The 17,469-nt window shown below is 52.5% G+C and carries 14 protein-coding genes; 13 read left to right on the top strand and 1 reads right to left on the bottom strand.

Going from position 1 to position 17,469, the window contains the following annotated elements:
* Positions 1-192: 192 nt before the first annotated feature.
* Positions 193-804 carry a PEP-CTERM sorting domain-containing protein gene (locus KI809_RS08260; RefSeq protein WP_246559316.1) on the bottom strand — a complete coding sequence of 204 codons (612 nt, stop codon included), beginning with the start codon at positions 802-804 and terminating at the stop codon, positions 193-195.
* A 408-nt stretch (positions 805-1,212) separates the two neighbouring features.
* Between KI809_RS08260 and pyrR the strand changes: the two genes are divergently transcribed.
* From pyrR to KI809_RS08195, 13 genes are all read left to right on the top strand, one after another.
* On the top strand, positions 1,213-1,749 hold the full coding sequence (gene pyrR, locus KI809_RS08255; protein WP_214171083.1) for a bifunctional pyr operon transcriptional regulator/uracil phosphoribosyltransferase PyrR: 537 nt from the start codon (positions 1,213-1,215) through the stop codon (positions 1,747-1,749).
* Positions 1,750-1,769: 20 nt separating this feature from the next.
* Positions 1,770-2,705: an aspartate carbamoyltransferase catalytic subunit gene (locus KI809_RS08250; protein ID WP_214171082.1), complete on the top strand. Its 936-nt coding sequence runs from the start codon at positions 1,770-1,772 to the stop codon at positions 2,703-2,705.
* Between the two features lie 42 nt (positions 2,706-2,747).
* Positions 2,748-4,025: a dihydroorotase gene (locus tag KI809_RS08245; protein ID WP_214171081.1), complete on the top strand. Its 1,278-nt coding sequence runs from the start codon at positions 2,748-2,750 to the stop codon at positions 4,023-4,025.
* A gap of 72 nt (positions 4,026-4,097) precedes the next feature.
* Positions 4,098-5,225: a glutamine-hydrolyzing carbamoyl-phosphate synthase small subunit gene (gene carA / locus KI809_RS08240; protein ID WP_214171080.1), complete on the top strand. Its 1,128-nt coding sequence runs from the start codon at positions 4,098-4,100 to the stop codon at positions 5,223-5,225.
* 60 nt (positions 5,226-5,285) lie between these two features.
* Positions 5,286-6,212: a radical SAM protein gene (locus KI809_RS08235; protein WP_214171079.1), complete on the top strand. Its 927-nt coding sequence runs from the start codon at positions 5,286-5,288 to the stop codon at positions 6,210-6,212.
* Positions 6,209-6,535 carry a DMT family protein gene (locus tag KI809_RS08230; RefSeq protein WP_214171078.1) on the top strand — a complete coding sequence of 109 codons (327 nt, stop codon included), beginning with the start codon at positions 6,209-6,211 and terminating at the stop codon, positions 6,533-6,535. The genes KI809_RS08235 and KI809_RS08230 overlap by 4 nt, the downstream gene beginning before the upstream one ends.
* A gap of 23 nt (positions 6,536-6,558) precedes the next feature.
* Entirely contained in the window at positions 6,559-9,798 is a 3,240-nt protein-coding gene (carB, locus tag KI809_RS08225; RefSeq protein ID WP_214171077.1) for a carbamoyl-phosphate synthase large subunit, read from the top strand.
* A 77-nt stretch (positions 9,799-9,875) separates the two neighbouring features.
* A complete protein-coding gene (gene greA / locus KI809_RS08220) occupies positions 9,876-10,352 on the top strand; it encodes a transcription elongation factor GreA (protein WP_214171076.1) in 477 nt (158 codons plus the stop codon).
* 12 nt (positions 10,353-10,364) lie between these two features.
* Positions 10,365-10,568, top strand: coding sequence for a DUF1858 domain-containing protein (locus tag KI809_RS08215; protein WP_214171075.1), 204 nt, complete (start codon positions 10,365-10,367; stop codon positions 10,566-10,568).
* A 58-nt stretch (positions 10,569-10,626) separates the two neighbouring features.
* A complete protein-coding gene (locus KI809_RS08210; RefSeq protein ID WP_214171074.1) occupies positions 10,627-13,296 on the top strand; it encodes an A-adding tRNA nucleotidyltransferase in 2,670 nt (889 codons plus the stop codon).
* A gap of 211 nt (positions 13,297-13,507) precedes the next feature.
* Positions 13,508-13,900, top strand: a complete 393-nt coding sequence (locus KI809_RS08205; RefSeq protein ID WP_214171073.1) for a hypothetical protein — start codon at positions 13,508-13,510, stop codon at positions 13,898-13,900.
* Positions 13,901-14,047: 147 nt separating this feature from the next.
* Entirely contained in the window at positions 14,048-15,724 is a 1,677-nt protein-coding gene (gene ettA, locus KI809_RS08200) for an energy-dependent translational throttle protein EttA (RefSeq protein ID WP_214171072.1), read from the top strand.
* A gap of 191 nt (positions 15,725-15,915) precedes the next feature.
* On the top strand, positions 15,916-17,469 hold a 1,554-nt coding region (locus KI809_RS08195; RefSeq protein ID WP_214171071.1), incomplete at its 3' end, for a cyclic di-GMP-binding domain-containing protein, MshE-related.

Genomic DNA, 17,469 nt, shown 5'->3' with positions numbered 1-17,469 from the left:
TTATCAATATTCCAGCGTGAATATTGATGATATTTCGCTGTGTAAAATAATCCGACATGGGGATGTTGGTTTTTATGGTGATTTATTGCGTGGCAGGGTGAGTGAAATTATAATACTTTCGAGTGATTATGGCGTGAATTAAAAAGGCCGCCCTCTCGGGCGGCCTTGATTAAAAGTGTAAAATTTTTCGACTTACTTCTGGATTCTCTTTCTGCCGTAAGCAGCCAGACCAAGCAGGCCAGCTCCGAGCAGGACTATTGTACCAGGCTCAGGAACGGGAGTGCTTTCTTCACCAGTGGTAACATGACTGATCTTGCCGGTATTGACATTAAAAGAATTAAGGTAGGTTGTTGGGCTGTTATCACCAATAAGAGCGCTAAGATCAATCACGGCCCATGAATCCTGAACGTTGTTTCTGTAGAGAAAGTGCTCATATTGCTTAGCATCTGCAGGTTGCCCTGACGGTTTACCAACAAACAAGTCACCTGTTTTTAACAGGAAATAATCGTTAGCGCCAGTCAGCTGAAAGGCATAAATTCCTGCTTGATTAGTTTCTTTCCATGCAGTTTCTGAGGAAGCTGTTTGCTTTGTGAATTGAACGACTACGCCATCCTTGGCAAGGACAATCGGTGCTGCCCACGCATTTTCATCAGCAGTACTGCTGTCACTCAATACGGTGTAAGCCATCAGGTCATCCAGGCCACCTACATCGGTAGCTCCGCCGTTGATCGTATATGCCGAAGCAGTGCTTGCTGCTGCGATCATACCACAAAGTGCCAATGCTGCTAAAATTGAACGTTTCATGATTTTATTCTCCTTTTATTTAAAACTAGTGGCGGTATTAAAGTTCTGTTAAGTCGCCTTATTCGAACTACTGAATTCATTGAAAATGTCTAAAGCAATATTGCAGCCAAGTTGGTAACTTGTTTGAATTGTTCAGTTGTTAGTGTTGGTTGTCTTTGTGTGTTGAGGTTAGTGTAAAGACATTCGACATGACAATATCGTAATCCCCTAGTAAGAATTAAAATTCCAAAATCCCCTTGACCTCTTCTCTGGGAAGATGTAAAAGAAAGTCACCTTTTAAATTAACCCTGTGAGGTTGGCAAAGGTGACGAAAAGAGACTCATTTTATAGCTATTGAGGAGCCTTTCCGCACATCTGCGCGGAGGGGCTTTTTTTGTGGGCTGACTACAGTTGAAAGGAGGGCTTGCAGTGGGAGACGGGACAACGGTAATACTTGATGAAAACGGCACGAAGCGGGCGCTTACACGTATCGCCCACGAAATCCTGGAACGTAACAAGGGGGTGAGCGATCTGGTGCTGGTCGGCATCCGCACCGGCGGGGTACATATCGCCCGCGAACTCGCCCTCCGGCTGGAAGAGATCGAAGGCGAATCGGTAGCTGTCGGCGAAGTGGACATCACCCTCTATCGTGACGACATCAAAGGTCATGCCTCGCACCTCCCGGTGGGCAAGACCGACATCCCCTTCAGCCTGGAAGGGAAAAAGGTGGTGCTGGTGGATGATGTCCTCTACACCGGTCGCACCATCCGCGCGGCAATGGATGCGGTTATGGACCATGGCCGGCCGGACAGCATCCAGCTGGCGGTGCTGATCGACCGCGGCCATCGTGAACTCCCGATCCGGGCCGATTTCGTCGGGCGTAACGTGCCCACGAGCCAGAAGGAGATCATTCAAGTACAGTTTAATGACGAAAGCAGACCTGTTGATGTGCTTCTGCAGAAATAACTGGAGAGGGGACAACTAAAATGGGATTCAAGCATAAAGACATTATAGCCTTGCGCGACCTGACCAAAGAGGAGATTCTGCTCCTGCTGGATACCGCCGAAAACATGCGGGAAATCAACAGCAGGGACATAAAAAAGGTTCCGACTCTCCGCGGCAAGACCATCATCAACCTGTTTTACGAGGCATCTACCCGGACCCGTACCTCGTTCGAGATTGCCGCCAAGAGGCTTTCAGCTGATGCCGTCAATATCTCGCCCTCAACCAGTTCCGCCACCAAGGGTGAAACCCTGCTGGACACGGCAAAAAACCTGATGGCAATGAAGCCGGATATTATCGTCATGCGTCACGCCATTTCCGGCGCCCATTACTTTCTGGCCAAGCGGCTTCCCTGTTCAATCATCAATGCCGGCGACGGTGCCCATGAGCACCCGTCGCAAGGGTTGCTCGACATGTTGACCATGCGGGACCGGTTCGGCAAGCTCGATGGACTTAAAGTGGCGATTGTCGGCGACGTCACCCATAGCCGGGTGGCCCGTTCCAACATTCAGGGGCTTACCAAGATGGGCTCGCAGGTCTTCCTGGCCGGACCGCCGACCATGATCCCGACCGGCGCCGAGAAGCTTGGCAATGTGACGGTCTGTAACAGCATGAACGAAGCGATCGACGGCGCCGACGTGGTGATGATGCTGCGGATACAGCTGGAGCGTCAGGGCAAGACCCTGCTGCCTACCCTTAAGGAGTATTCCCGCTACTACGGACTTAACCCGGAAAACCTCAAACTGGCCAAGAAAGACGCCATGGTTATGCACCCCGGTCCGATCAATCGCGGAGTGGAACTCTCATCCTACGTTGCCGATGGCGATCAATCACATGTCATGAAGCAGGTGGAGAACGGCGTCGCGGTGAGAATGGCGATGTTGTACCATGTCAGCGGTGGTGAACTTACAGCGGAATGAAACGGTCAATTTTGATAACGGAACTGAAAAGGGGGAGCATTAATGAGTCTCTTGATTAAGAACGGCCGGGTGATTGACCCGTTGCAGAATATTGACGACACGCTGGATATCCTGGTTGAGCGAGGCAAGGTCAAAGACGTTGCCAAGGGGTTGTCCGCGCCAGATAGTGCTGAAATAATAGACGCCAAAGGGTGCTACGTGACTCCCGGCTTGGTGGATATGCACGTTCATCTACGGGATCCGGGCCTTGAATACAAAGAAGACATCGTTACCGGAACCAGGGCTGCCGCTGCCGGCGGTTTCACCTCTGTTGCCTGCATGCCTAATACCAGCCCGGTCAATGACAACAAGACCGTCACCTCCTATATCGTTGCCAAGGCAAAGGCTGAGGGGTGCGTGAACGTATTCCCTGTCGGCGCCATTACCAAGGGGAGCAAGGGGGAAAGCCTGGCGGAGATGGGTGAGCTTAAAGAAGCCGGCTGTGTGGCGGTTTCCGATGATGGTCACCCGGTTGCCAATACCGAGCTGATGCGCCGCGCCCTGGAATACGCCAAAGGGATGGGAATAATGCTGATCTCCCATGCCGAGGAAAAGAGCCTGGTCGGCGAAGGGGTCATGAATGAAGGTTTTGTGGCCACCGAACTTGGTCTCAAAGGGATCCCGTGGGCCGCAGAAGATGTAGCCACTGCCCGCGATGTTTATCTGGCAGAATTTACCAATTCGCCGCTCCATATCGCCCATGTTTCCACCCAGGGTGCTCTCAGGATCATCAGGAACGCCAAGGCTCGCGGGGTCAGGGTGACCTGCGAGACCGCCCCCCACTACTTTACTCTTACCGATGATGCTGTCCGTGGCTATGAAACCAATGCCAAGATGAACCCACCGCTGCGCAGCACCGCGGATCAGGAGGCTGTAAAGGCCGCCCTCAAGGACGGCACCATTGATGCCATTGCCACCGATCATGCGCCGCACCATCTGGATGAGAAAGATATCGAGTTTAATCTTGCCTTAAACGGGATTATCGGCCTGGAGACTTCCCTGCCGCTGTCTCTGAAGCTTGTCGAAGAAAAGGTCCTTACACTTCCAGCGCTGATTGAGAAGATGTCGGTCAACCCATCAAAAATATTGGGTATTGATCGCGGCTCGCTAAAGCCCGGATCTGCTGCCGATATCACCATAATCGATCCGAAGGCGGCATGGACAGTGTCAGCAGACACACTGGCCAGCAAGTCAAAAAACTCTCCGTGGCTCGGGGAAACGATGAAAGGTGCTGCTGCCTACACCATTGTGGCTGGCAAGGTAGTTTATAAAAGAGGGTAAGGGCGTATACAAAAGAGGGTAGGGGCGATTCGCTAAACGCCCCTACTGGAATCACGATTGGGGAGTTAATACATGAAAGCAGTTCTTGCGCTCGCTGACGGGCGCATCTTTGAAGGAAAATCGTTCGGCTCGACCGGTGAGGCAGGTGGTGAGGTAGTATTCAACACCGCCATGACCGGCTATCAGGAGGTGCTTACCGATCCGTCCTACAAGGGGCAGATGGTTACCATGACCTACACCCAGATCGGCAACACCGGCATCAATCCTGAGGATATCGAAAGTAGCCAGCTGTATCTCTCCGGGTTCATCGTCAAGGAGTATATTGATTGCTATTCCAACTGGCGGGCAACCATGAGTCTCGATGCCTATCTCAAAGAGAATGGGGTGGTCGGCATCCAGGGTATCGATACCAGGGCCTTGACCCGTCATCTGCGGGATAACGGGGCACAAAACGGCATCATCTCGACCATTGACAGTGATCATGCATCTCTGGTGAAAAAGGCAAAAGGGCTGCCGACCATGGCAGGACTGGATCTTGCGACCGGCGTCAGCTGTTGCAAGCCGTATCATTGGACCCAGGGGACCTGGGATCTTGCCGACGGATATGCCGACGTTGATCCGAAAACGCTTAAATTCAAGGTCGTGGCCTATGACTTCGGTATCAAGTACAACATCCTGCGCTGCCTGGTAGATGCCGGTTGCGACGTGACGGTGGTTCCAGCCACTTTCCCGGCAGAACAGGCTTTGGCCATGAATCCTGACGGTATCTTTCTCTCCAACGGACCGGGCGATCCCGAGCCGCTGGTAACGGTACAGGAAAACATCAGGAAGTTCATCGGCAAAAAACCGATCTTTGGCATCTGCCTCGGACACCAGCTGATGGGGCTTGCACTAAACGGTCAGACCATGAAACTCAAGTTCGGCAATCATGGCTCCAACCTCCCGGTTGTGGACACGGCGACCGGCAGGATTGAGATTACTGCCCAGAACCACGGTTTTTGCGTGGACCTCGATTCGGTTGCCGAGATCTGCGAACTGGGGCACCTGAACCTGAACGACCAGACTGTTGAAGGGATCAGGCATAAAACCCTGCCGATCTTCTCGGTACAGCATCATCCCGAGGCTTCGCCTGGGCCGCACGATTCGCAGTATCTGTTCGGAAGGTTTGTCGAAATGATGGAGAAACATAAATCGGCGTAGTCGCTGCCCTCTGTGGCTGCCCTGTTTCGGGCAGGCACAGAGCCTGTCCCTACGAAAGACATGAATTATATCGATCTCTACCATTCAGGCGAACTGCTCAAGCGGGTCAAGCGGGCATACGCGAGGCTGAGCAGTTGCGACCTCTGCCCCCACAATTGTGGAGTCAATCGCCTGAAAGGTGAACAGGGAATATGCCGGGCAGGGCTGCTACCGAAGGTGGCTTCCAGCAATCTCCATCGGGGCGAAGAGCCGCCAATATCAGGAACGCATGGTTCCGGAACGATCTTTTTCTCCGGGTGTTCACTTTCATGCCGCTTCTGCCAGAATTTTCCAATCAGCCAGATGGGAAACGGCGAGGAGATCAGTACGCGCCTGCTTGCCAAGCGGATGCTGCAGCTGCAAAGGAGAAAGGCGCATAACATAAACTTTGTTACGCCGACGCATTTTCTTCCGCAGATCCTTGCTGCTCTCTGGCTGGCAATCCCTGAGGGGTTCAAGCTGCCGCTGGTCTGGAACTCCAGTGGCTATGAGAAAGTTGATGCGCTTCAGCTACTTGAAGGCATTGTTGCCATCTACCTGCCGGATATGAAGTATGCCGAAAATGAGCCTGCCATGGCGATCTCTTCTGCTCCTGGTTACCGTGAGGTCAACCGCCGGGCAGTAGCTGAAATGCTTCGCCAGGTTGGACAGCTGCAGCTGGATAGTGATGGGCTGGCGACTCAGGGGGTGATCATTCGCCATCTCGTGCTGCCGGATGGCAACTCCGGCAGTAGGAATACACTCCTCTGGATTGCCGAAAATCTGGGGCGTGATACCCATATTGCCCTGATGAGTCAGTATTTCCCGGCACATCTTGCCGGGAAGACCGAGGGACTGAACCGACCCCTGACCCATGATGAGTACGATGCCGTAGTCGAATACCTGGATGAGCTTGGCCTGGAGTACGGTTGGGTGCAGGAGCTGGACGAGCAGAGGGGGCACATTTGAGGACGGTTCTCCTGCTGGTCATCTCGAACATTTTCATGACCTTTGCCTGGTACGCGCACCTAAGGAATCTCCGGACCAGACACTGGCTGATCGCGGTTCTGGTAAGCTGGTCAATCGCCTTTTTCGAGTATCTGGTACAGGTTCCCGCCAACCGGATCGGTTATGAAAAGTTTTCCCTGGCGCAATTGAAGATAGTGCAGGAGGTTATTACCCTGGTTGTTTTCATCCCTTTTGCCGTCTGGTACATGGGGACGCCGCTGAAACTGGATTATCTATGGGCAGGGTGTTGCCTTGCCGGAGCAGTTTTCTTTATTTTCAGATAAAAAGATCAAGGAGTAAGGTCTAGATGCCAAAAAGAACAGACATAAAGAAGATCCTCATTATCGGCGCCGGCCCTATCGTCATCGGCCAGGCGTGCGAGTTTGACTATTCCGGCACCCAGGCGTGCAAGGCTTTGAAAGAGGAGGGATTCGAGGTGGTGCTGTTGAACAGCAACCCGGCCACCATCATGACCGATCCTGACTTTGCCGACCGGACCTATGTGGAGCCGGTCACCCCGGAGATCCTGGCCAAGATCATCGAAAAAGAGCGCCCGGATGCAATCCTTCCGACCCTGGGCGGCCAGACAGCGCTCAATACTGCAGTTGCCGTTGCCGAGATGGGCATTCTTGAAAAATTCGGAGTAGAACTGATCGGAGCCAAGCTTCCGGCCATAAAAAAGGCAGAGGACCGGACCCTGTTCAAGGAGGCGATGCAGAAGATCGGCCTTGGGATACCGAAATCAGGCCTGGCCCACAACCGCCAGGAGGCAATGGATGTTGTCAAGGAGGTCGGCTTCCCGGCAATTATCCGCCCGTCGTTCACCCTCGGTGGTACCGGTGGCGGCATTGCCTACAACATGGAAGAGTATGAGCGGATGGCAATTGCCGGCATCGATGCCTCGCCAACCGACGAGATCCTGGTGGAAGAGTCGGTCATCGGCTGGAAGGAGTATGAGCTTGAGGTGATGCGCGACACCGCTGACAACGTAGTCATCATCTGCTCCATCGAGAACCTCGACCCGATGGGGGTCCATACCGGCGATTCGATTACCGTTGCCCCTGCCCAGACCCTGACTGACAAGGAATATCAGATTCTGCGTGATGCGTCGCTCAAGATCATCCGCGAAATCGGCGTTGATACCGGCGGGTCCAATATCCAGTTCGGCATCAACCCGCGCGATGGCCGGCTGGTGGTTATCGAGATGAACCCGAGGGTTTCACGGTCATCGGCGCTGGCTTCAAAGGCAACCGGATTTCCGATTGCCAAGATCGCGGCCAAACTGGCGGTCGGCTACCGGCTTGACGAAATCGTCAACGACATTACCCGCGAGACCCCGGCCTGTTTTGAGCCGACCATCGATTATGTGGTTACCAAGATCCCGCGATTCACCTTCGAGAAGTTTCCGGCTGCCGATGCCACCCTGACCACGCAAATGAAATCAGTAGGGGAGGTCATGGCCATCGGTCGGACTTTCAAGGAGTCGTTCCAGAAGGCGCTGCGCTCTCTTGAAATTGGCTCCTGCGGCCTTGAGTCACGGCTGTTCGACTTAACAAACGAAACGCGCCGGGCACTGACCGCCAAGGAACAGCAACTGCTGTCTGAGAAACTCCGCACTCCCAACTGGGAGCGGCTCTGGTATCTGGGCGATGCCTTGAGAAGCGGCATGAGCGTGGATGAGATCTTTGAGAAGACCGCCATCGACCCTTGGTTTCTCCATAATATCCGCCAGATAATCGAAAAGGAAGAGGCGTTGAAAGTGGCTAACCCCGCTGATGCCGGATTTCGAGATCTCCTGCGCGAGGCCAAACAGTACGGTTTTAGCGACAAGTTTCTGGGTCGGCTCTGGGGAAAGAATGAAGAAGAGATCAGGCAGCTCCGGCTTTCTCTTGGGGTCAAGCCGGTGTTTAAACGGGTGGATACCTGTGCCGCCGAATTTGTTGCCTATACTCCTTACCTCTACTCAACCTATGAGGAGGAGTGCGAGGCCGAAGTAACGGACCGGAAGAAGATCATGATTCTCGGCGGCGGACCAAACCGGATCGGCCAGGGGATTGAATTCGACTACTGCTGCGTCCACGGGGTTTTTGCCCTGGCTGAGGACGGTTTTGAGACCATTATGGTCAACTGCAATCCGGAGACGGTTTCCACCGACTATGACACCTCTGATCGTCTCTACTTCGAGCCGTTGACCTACGAGGATGTGCTCTCTATTGTCGATATCGAGAAACCGGTAGGGGTTATTGTCCAGTTCGGCGGTCAGACCCCACTGAAGCTTGCAGTGCCATTAGAGAAGGCCGGCGTGCCGATAATCGGCACCTCGCCGGATGCCATCGATCGGGCCGAGGACCGGGAACGCTTCCAGGAGATGCTGCACAAGCTGTCCCTGCGACAGCCGGAAAACGGCATTGCCCGTTCCTTTGAAGAGGCGGAAAAGGTTGCGGAACGGATCGGCTACCCGGTGGTGGTACGACCATCGTATGTGCTTGGTGGACGGGCCATGGAGATCGTCTATGACACCGAGAACTTGCAGCGATACATGACTACCGCGGTCCAGGCGTCCCCGGAACACCCGATCCTCATCGATAAATTCCTCGATGAAGCGATTGAGATTGATGTCGATGCCCTCTGTGACGGCACTGATGTTGTCATCGGTGGCATCATGGAACATATCGAGGAAGCGGGTATTCACTCCGGTGACTCTGCCTGCTCTTTGCCTCCTTATTCCATTTCCCAGGAGATCATTGACGAGATCAAGCGCCAGACCAGGCTGATGGCCCTTGAGCTGGATGTAAGAGGGTTGATGAATGTCCAGTATGCCGTGAAGGATGGCGACATCTACATCCTTGAGGTTAATCCGCGGGCATCGAGAACGGCGCCATTCGTGTCAAAAGCCACTGGCAGACCGCTCGCCAAGATCGCTGCCCGGATCATGTCCGGTAAGACCCTCAAGGAGCAGGGGATATCCGGCGATATCGTGCCAAAGCATGTCGCGGTCAAGGAGTCGGTATTCCCGTTCGTCAAATTCCCAGGCGTTGACACCTTGCTCGGTCCGGAGATGAAGTCTACCGGTGAAGTTATGGGAATCGACGCTGATTTTGCCACTGCCTTTGCCAAGTCACAGCTCGGCGCTGGCGTGAAACTTCCTACTTCTGGTGACGTTTTCATTAGTGTCAGGGATGCGGACAAGAAACATGTTGTCTCGGCAGCTCAAAAATTGTATGATGCCGGCTTCAACCTTGTGGCTACCAGAGGCACGGCATCTTTTCTCCAGGAAAAAGGGATCAAGGTCAGTGTGGTAAACAAGGTGCTTGAAGGGCGACCCCATATTGTTGACTCGATCAAAAACGGCAATATCGCAATGGTCATCAACACCACTCAGGGGGCACAAGCTGTTGCCGATTCGTTCTCGATAAGGAGAAACGCTCTGATGCACGGTGTTGCTTATTTTACAACCGTTGCCGGTGCCAGAGCAGCAGTTGATGGGATTCGAGCAATAATCCGCGAAGACCTGGGAGTAAAGCCCCTTCAGGATTATCTTTACTGATTGATAGCATAATACCGAATCACGCACCGGGGCGGCCTTAAGGCTGCCCCGGCAGTTTTATAAGGAGTCACAGCTAAATGTCTCATTCTGTACCGATGACCAAGGAGAGTTTCGAAGCGCTCCAGGAAGATTTGAAACGGCTTATCCGTGAAGAGCGGCCTAAGGTAATCCAGGATATTGCTGAGGCCAGGGGTCATGGAGACCTTTCCGAAAATGCGGAATACGATGCGGCCAAAAACCGCCAGAGCTTTATTGAAGGTCGGATCATTGAACTTGGCGACAAGCTTGCCAGGGCTTATGTGGTTGATCTCTCCAATCTCAAGCCTGACAAGGTTGTTTTTGGCGCTACCGTGACCCTGTACGATACCGCTACCGAGGAAGAGGTTACCTACAAGATTGTCGGAGAAGATGAAGCCGATATTAAACTGGGTAAGATTTCCTGCACCTCCCCGGTTGGCAAAGCGCTGATTGGTCATAAACTCGATGATTCGGTAAAAGCCAAGGTCCCTTCCGGTGTGAAGGAGTACGAAATAATAGAAATCAGGTATGAATAAAGGAGAAATAGCATGAGTGAGCGCTTCAACAAAGATATGACTTTTAGCCAGGCATTGCAGATCGACCCTCAAGGGGTTGCTGCGGTGCTGAAAAACTACCACCTCGGCTGCATCGGTTGCATGGGTGCCCAGAACGAATCACTGGAGCAGGGGGCCCAGGCCCACGGTATTGATGTCAACGCTATCCTGAAAGACTTAAACGCAATTCCAGCATAAATTGTCGGCGCCGTTCGCGGCGCCTTTTTTTTTGCCGTAACTCCTGTACAATCAATGTATGGATGTCATAACCACCCACCTCAATGCCGATTTTGACTGCCTCGGCGCCATGATTGCCGCACACAAGCTGTACCCGGAAGCCCTTATGGTCTTTTCCGGCTCTCAGGAAAAATCGATGCGTGATTTTTTCCTGAAATCCTCCAGCTATGTCCTTAACTTCACCCGTTTCAAAGACCTGGACCTGGGGAAGGTAACCAGGCTTATTCTGGTGGATTGTCAACACTCCTCGCGTATCGGCCGCTTTGCTGAGCTGCTCGAACGGCCCGGCATTGCAATCCACATCTATGATCATCACCCCGAGTCATCGGGAGATATAAAAATGAGCGGTGGGATAATCAGGGATTGCGGCTCATCCACAGCTATCCTGTGCCGGATTCTCGAAGAACGCGAGATTGCGATCACGCCGATTGAAGCAACCCTGATGATGCTGGGAATATATGAGGATACCGGCAGCCTGACGTTCGTATCCACCACTGAAGACGATTTTATGGCAGCTGCCTGGCTGTTACGCCAAGGTGGCAGCCTGAGCACGGTCGGCGATTTCATGACCCAGGAACTGACCTCGGATCAGGTGTCGTTGCTCAATGACCTCCTGAAATCCCTGCAGTCCATCACCTTAAACGGTGTGGAGGTCTCAATTGCCCATTCTTCCGTTGATTACTACATCGGTGATATTGCGATTCTCGCCCATATGATGCGCGACATGGAAAACCTCGAAGCCTTGTTCCTGGTGGTTGAGATGGGTAACCGGGTTTATATCGTTGCCCGAAGCAGGATACCGGAAGTAAATGTCGGCGATGTGCTGCGCGATCTGGGCGGTGGCGGGCATGCTACTGCAGCCTCGGCAACTATCAAGGAGCTGACGCTGATCCAGGTATTGTCGAATCTTGAAAAGTCTCTCCGACAAAAAGTAAACCCCAGGCGGGTGGCTCGCGACATAATGTCTTCTCCTGTGAAGACTATGACTGCGGACACCCTTATTGCTGCAGCGCGTGAACTGTTGACGCGTTACAATGTCAATGCCATGCCGGTCATGTCCGGGAATAAGATGATCGGCATCATCTCCCGCAGGATAGTGGAGAAGGCGCTCTATCACAGTTTGGGGCAGCTGCCGGTGTCCGAATATATGCACACGGAATTCCTGAGAACCTCTCCAGACACTCCTATTCAGGATATCCAGGAATACTTTATCCGCCAGAACCGCCGTTTTGCCCCGGTATTCGCAAAAGAAGAACTGATCGGCGTGATAACTCGAACAGACCTGCTTCGCTCCATGTATGCCGGAGAGGCGCTATACGACCTGGCGCGCGAAGATATCCCGACCAAGAGCAAGGAGCTAGCCCGGCAGATGAAGGGGAGACTCTCTCCACGGGTGCTGCAGATCCTCAGTAGTGCCGGTAAAATCGGCGATGAGCTGGATCTTCAGGTCTATGCGGTTGGTGGTTTTGTCAGGGACCTGCTACTCGGTACCGAAAACCTTGATATCGATATTACCGTGGAAGGTGATGGAATCCTCTTTGCCGAAACTTTTGCCTCCCGCTTCGGTTGCCGCTGCAAAGGGCATATTAAATTCGGCACGGCAGTGATTGTCTTTCCGGACGGCTTCAAGATTGATGTGGCAAGCACCCGGCTGGAGTATTACGAGACACCGGCAGCACTGCCGGTTGTCGAACGATCATCCCTGAAAATGGATCTTTACCGCCGCGACTTTACCATTAATACCTTGGCCATCCAGCTGAATCAAAGCGATTTCGGGTTGCTTATCGATTATTTCGGCGCGCAACGTGATCTCCAGGAACAAAATATCAGGGTTTTGCACAACTTATCGTTTGTTGAGGATCCCACCCGCGTATTCAGGGCAATACGTTTTGAGCAGCGGCTTGGGTTTCACATTGCCAGGCACACCGAAAACCTGATCAAGAATGCCGTTAAGATGGATTTTCTCCATAAATTGGGAGGCAAGCGCCTGCTCAGTGAACTGGTAATTATCTTCAAGGAGCGTGATCCGTTCGGCGCGGTTGAGCGGATGGCAAACCTCGGATTATTGCGGTTCATTCACCCGGTTTTAAAACTGGACGCAATGAACCGCAGGCTGTTAGAAGAGGTGAAGCCGGTAATTTCCTGGTTTGAGCTGCTGTTTCTCGATAGAAAATACGAAAAATGGGTGGTTTACTTTCTTGCCTTGTGTGAAATACTGACCCATGATGAATTCATAGAGGTCTGCAAGAGACTGGCAGTAAGTGAACACTATCGGGAAAAGTTGGCTGAAATGAGGCGGCTAGGGGAGCGGGTACTGGATGCCTTCAATCGCAGGGGGGCAAAATGTCGCCCGTTGCAGCCCAGCGAAATTTATCGCCTGTTTAACGACCTGGCGGTCGAGGTGTTGCTTTACCTGATGGCCCGCACCAAGAGCGAGGAGGCCAAAAAGGCCCTGTCCCTATACTTCACCAAACTGCAAGGGGTACATACCATCCTTACCGGTGATGACATTCTGGCGCTAGGCGTAGCGAGGGGGCCAATGGTCGGAGAACTGCTTGAGCAACTGCTTGCGGCTCGCCTCAATGGTGCGGTGATGAGCAGAGATGATGAACTGAACTTCATAAGGCAGGCAATCGTGAATAATGTAGTTTTTTCGCAACAGGACACTGGGCCGTGCAGTGAGTCGTAATCTGCTGAATCTGCGTTGGATTGCCCTGCTGGCGGGAATTTAGTGTGGCATATCTGCAACATGTTTTGCTTGAGGTTATTCTTCCTTTGTTTTTTAAGGTTGAAAATATTACTGATTTCAGTTACTTTTGTTTAACTGCTGGTCTTGGTAAGTGGCATGAATCCTGCTTTATTGAACTTGTCTACTTAAATATTAAATCAAGGGGAGCTAAATGAAGAGAGTGACGAAAGTCTTTGCAGTTGCAATCGCAGTCAGCATGTTGACCTCAATCTCTGTACCGTGCCAGGCAGCTGAAAACCCTTTTGTTGAAACCTTTCAAAGTGCTTTCTATGGCGGCCTTGCCGGTGCTTTGGTCGGTGGCGCTTTGCTGGCCTTTACCAAGCATCCGGGCGATCATCTGGATTATATCGGTTATGGCGGCGCTGGTGGTGTCCTTGTCGGTGCAGCTTACGGGCTTGTCAAGGCAACCAAATCCCTGGCTGAATATGAAAACGGCAAGGTGAAATTTGCCATACCAACCGTTATGCCGGGTCTCCAGGAAAATCCGACTACCGGCCACACCTCAGTTGTCTTCAATGCCCAACTCTTTCGCGGCACCTTTTAACCGTTGTTAAATAACCTGTCCGAGGCGGCCTTCTGGCCGCCTTTTTTGTTAATCCACCCCAAAGATGTCAGTATCCACTGCATTCCCGTTGACATCTAAGAGGTTGAACGGTTAATAGTATCTTTCAAATCATACTGGAGGGGTTTCATGAGTGTTGACGACAAGAAGATAATCTACAGCATGATGCGGGTATCGAAGCATTATGACAAAAAACCGGTCATAAAAGACATTTCTCTGTCGTACTTTTATGGGGCAAAGATTGGTGTCCTCGGCCTGAATGGCTCCGGGAAATCCTCGCTGCTGAGGATCATGGCCGGGGTGGACAAGGATTTCAACGGCCAGGCAGTTCTGTCGCCGGGCTATACCGTAGGTTATCTGGAGCAGGAACCGCAGCTGGACGAGGCAAAAACCGTCAGGCAGATTGTGGAAGAGGGGGTTGCCGAGACCGTTAGCTTGATTAACGAGTTTAATGAGATCACGGCAGCCTTCAGTGACCCAGATGCGGACATGGAAAAGCTTTGCGACCGTCAGGCTGCTGTTCAGGAGAAGCTCGACCACCTCGACGCCTGGGACCTTGACTCACGCCTGGAGATGGCCATGGATGCCCTGCGCTGCCCTGATGGGGACACCCAGGTAAAAGTCCTCTCTGGAGGCGAGAAGCGACGGGTTGCCCTTTGCCGGCTGTTGCTGCAAAAACCGGACATCCTGCTTCTGGACGAACCGACCAACCATCTCGATGCCGAGACCGTTGCCTGGCTGGAGCACCATCTGCAAAAATACGAAGGAACAGTTATCGCTGTTACCCACGACCGCTATTTCCTGGACAATGTTGCCGGGTGGATACTGGAGCTTGACCGGGGAGAGGGGATCCCCTGGAAAGGAAACTACTCGTCATGGCTGGAGCAGAAGCAGAACCGGCTGGCTAATGAGGAGAAGCAGGAGTCGGACCGTCAGAAGACCCTGCAGCGTGAGCTGGAGTGGATCAGAATGTCCCCCAAGGGGCGGCATGCAAAGTCCCAGGCGCGTATTACAGCTTATGAGCAGTTGGTGAACGAAACTACGGAGCGCCAGGCCAAGGAACTGGAGATTTATATCCCGCCTGGGCCGCGTCTCGGTGATGTCGTCATTGATGCTGACGGTGTTGCCAAGGCTTACGGCGATCGGTTGTTGTTCGAAGGTATGAACTTCAAGTTGCCGCGCGGCGGCATTGTCGGGGTGATCGGCCCCAATGGGGCAGGCAAGACCACCCTGTTCAGAATGATAAGTGGTCAGGAAACCCCAGACAGTGGTTCAATAAGGGTAGGAGATACGGTGCAACTTGCCTATGTTGACCAGAGTCGAGATTCACTGAACCCTGAGCGTCTGCTCTGGGAAGAGATTGCCGACGGCCAGGAAACGATACAGCTCGGCAGGCAGACGGTTAACGCCCGCGCCTATGTGGCCCGCTTTAACTTCACTGGCGGTGATCAGCAGAAAAAGGTCGGCATGCTCTCAGGCGGTGAGCGCAACCGCGTACATCTGGCAAAGATGCTCAAAAGCGGCGCCAACGTCATTCTTCTGGACGAACCGACCAACGATTTGGACGTCAACACCATGCGGGCGCTTGAGGAAGCACTGGAAACCTTTGGCGGCTGTGCTGTGGTTATCTCGCACGACCGTTGGTTCCTCGACCGTATTGCTACCCATATCCTTGCTTTTGAAGGCGAAAGTAAGGTGGTCTGGTTTGAGGGGAATTACTCTGAGTATGAAGAAGACCGCAGGAAGCGGCTCGGAGCCGCCGCCGACATCCCGCATCGAATCAGATATCGTCAGCTTACCAGGTAGGCTAGAAATACAATTGATAGGTTGTGTTTTGCATTATTGTTAGGAAAAGCCCGCATTAGCGGGCTTTTTACTTTTGGTGAGCCGAAAGGAATTTTTTTTATTACTGTTGACTTTTGTATATAAAACCAACTTTTGTGCTATAATTAAACCAAATTTAATAATACTTTCCTCTTCGGTGAAGGAGCAGAGTCATGGGTCTTCTTTTCAGACGGCACATTGGTCAGATTCTGTTGGACGGTAGCTTCCTTTCACATCGTGAGCTCGATCGGGCATTGGAGGAACAGAAAAAGACAAAAGAGCTTTTGGGCCAGGTGCTGGTTCGCATGGGGGTTCTTGATGCGAGAGATGTTGCACCGCCGCTGCTATTACAGGAGCATCTCAGCCAACTGGACGACGCTGTCAGGGTAGCGGCTGGTGAGCGAAAACTCCTGGGCGCACTGCTCGTGCAATCAGGGAAGATAACTGCTGAACAGCTTGATCTGGCCATTGCCGAGCAGAAGAAATCCGGTGAAAAGCTCGGTAAAATTTTAGTACGCCTCGGTCTACTTACCGAGCGACAACTCACGGCACTGCTCGACTTTCAGCAGAATCAGACCGGAAAAACGGATGGCCCGCTAAGGATCGGTGAACTGCTTGTCGCCACCGGGTATATCTCCCGGGAACAGTTGGAAAAAGCCCTCGCCAAACAGACCATCTCCCGTAAAAAACTTGGTGAAGTACTTGTTGAAGAGGGCTATGTTCGCCCGGCTCAGATCAAGCATGGCATCCGGCTACAAAAAATGCTGGTCAGGTCGGTCTTGGCTGCCATCCTCTCCATGAGCATGAGCTCCATCAGTTCTGCATCCAGCGTTCTGGTCAAATGGGCTCCGAATACCGAGTCAGACCTGGCTGGATATAAGGTTTACTATGCGGCAGGCTCCGGCACCTTTGACGGCGTAACCCCTATCGATGTGCAGAACCAGACCTCCGCAACCATTAGCGGACTTGACCCTACAAAATCATACAGTTTTGCTGTAAAAGCTTATAATAAACAAGGTCTGGAAAGTGGATTCTCCGACGTCGTCGCTCTTGCAGAACTTTCCCCGCCGACAGTAGATATAACCTCACCGCTCGATGCCAACAAAGTGAGCGGAATCGTTTCAATCAATGTCAGTGCCACTGACAACGTTGGCGTGACCAAAGTGGAGTTTTATGTAAACGGTGCATTAAAAGTGGTCGAGACTAATTTACCCTATCTCTATTCATGGGATACCACATCCCTGCCAGAAGGTAGCTATACCCTTACGGCTAAGGCCTATGACGCTGCCGGTAATGTCAGCCAGTCGAATAGAACCGTAACAGTTGTGAACGATATAATTCCGCCGACAGTTGCGTTGACAGCCCCGGCTGATAATACTGTTGTCAGTGGCCCTCTGACCATCAACGCCAATGCTAGTGACAATGTCGGCGTGAGCATGGTTGAGATTTACGCCAATGGCGTCCTTCTATCTGCTGGCAATATCGCCCCGTTTAGCTACACATGGGATACTAAGTCAGTGGCAAATGGTACCTATATCCTTACCGCCAGGGCATTGGATAATAATGGCAATGCTAACAATTCATCAACAGTAACGGTTACAGTAAATAATGTAGTCCTGGACATTACAGCACCGGTAGTAAGCACCTTCACCATGCCGTCAACCTCAAGCTCGCTGACCGTGCCGGTTTCCGGTCTGACTGCTAGTGATGCCAGCGGCGTCACCGGC

Origin of the sequence: Geoanaerobacter pelophilus (genome assembly GCF_018476885.1) — a bacterium.
Lineage (GTDB): Bacteria > Desulfobacterota > Desulfuromonadia > Geobacterales > DSM-12255 > Geoanaerobacter > Geoanaerobacter pelophilus.
Note: the sequence above shows the minus strand (reverse complement) of the source record. Positions and strands in the feature narration are given on the sequence as shown.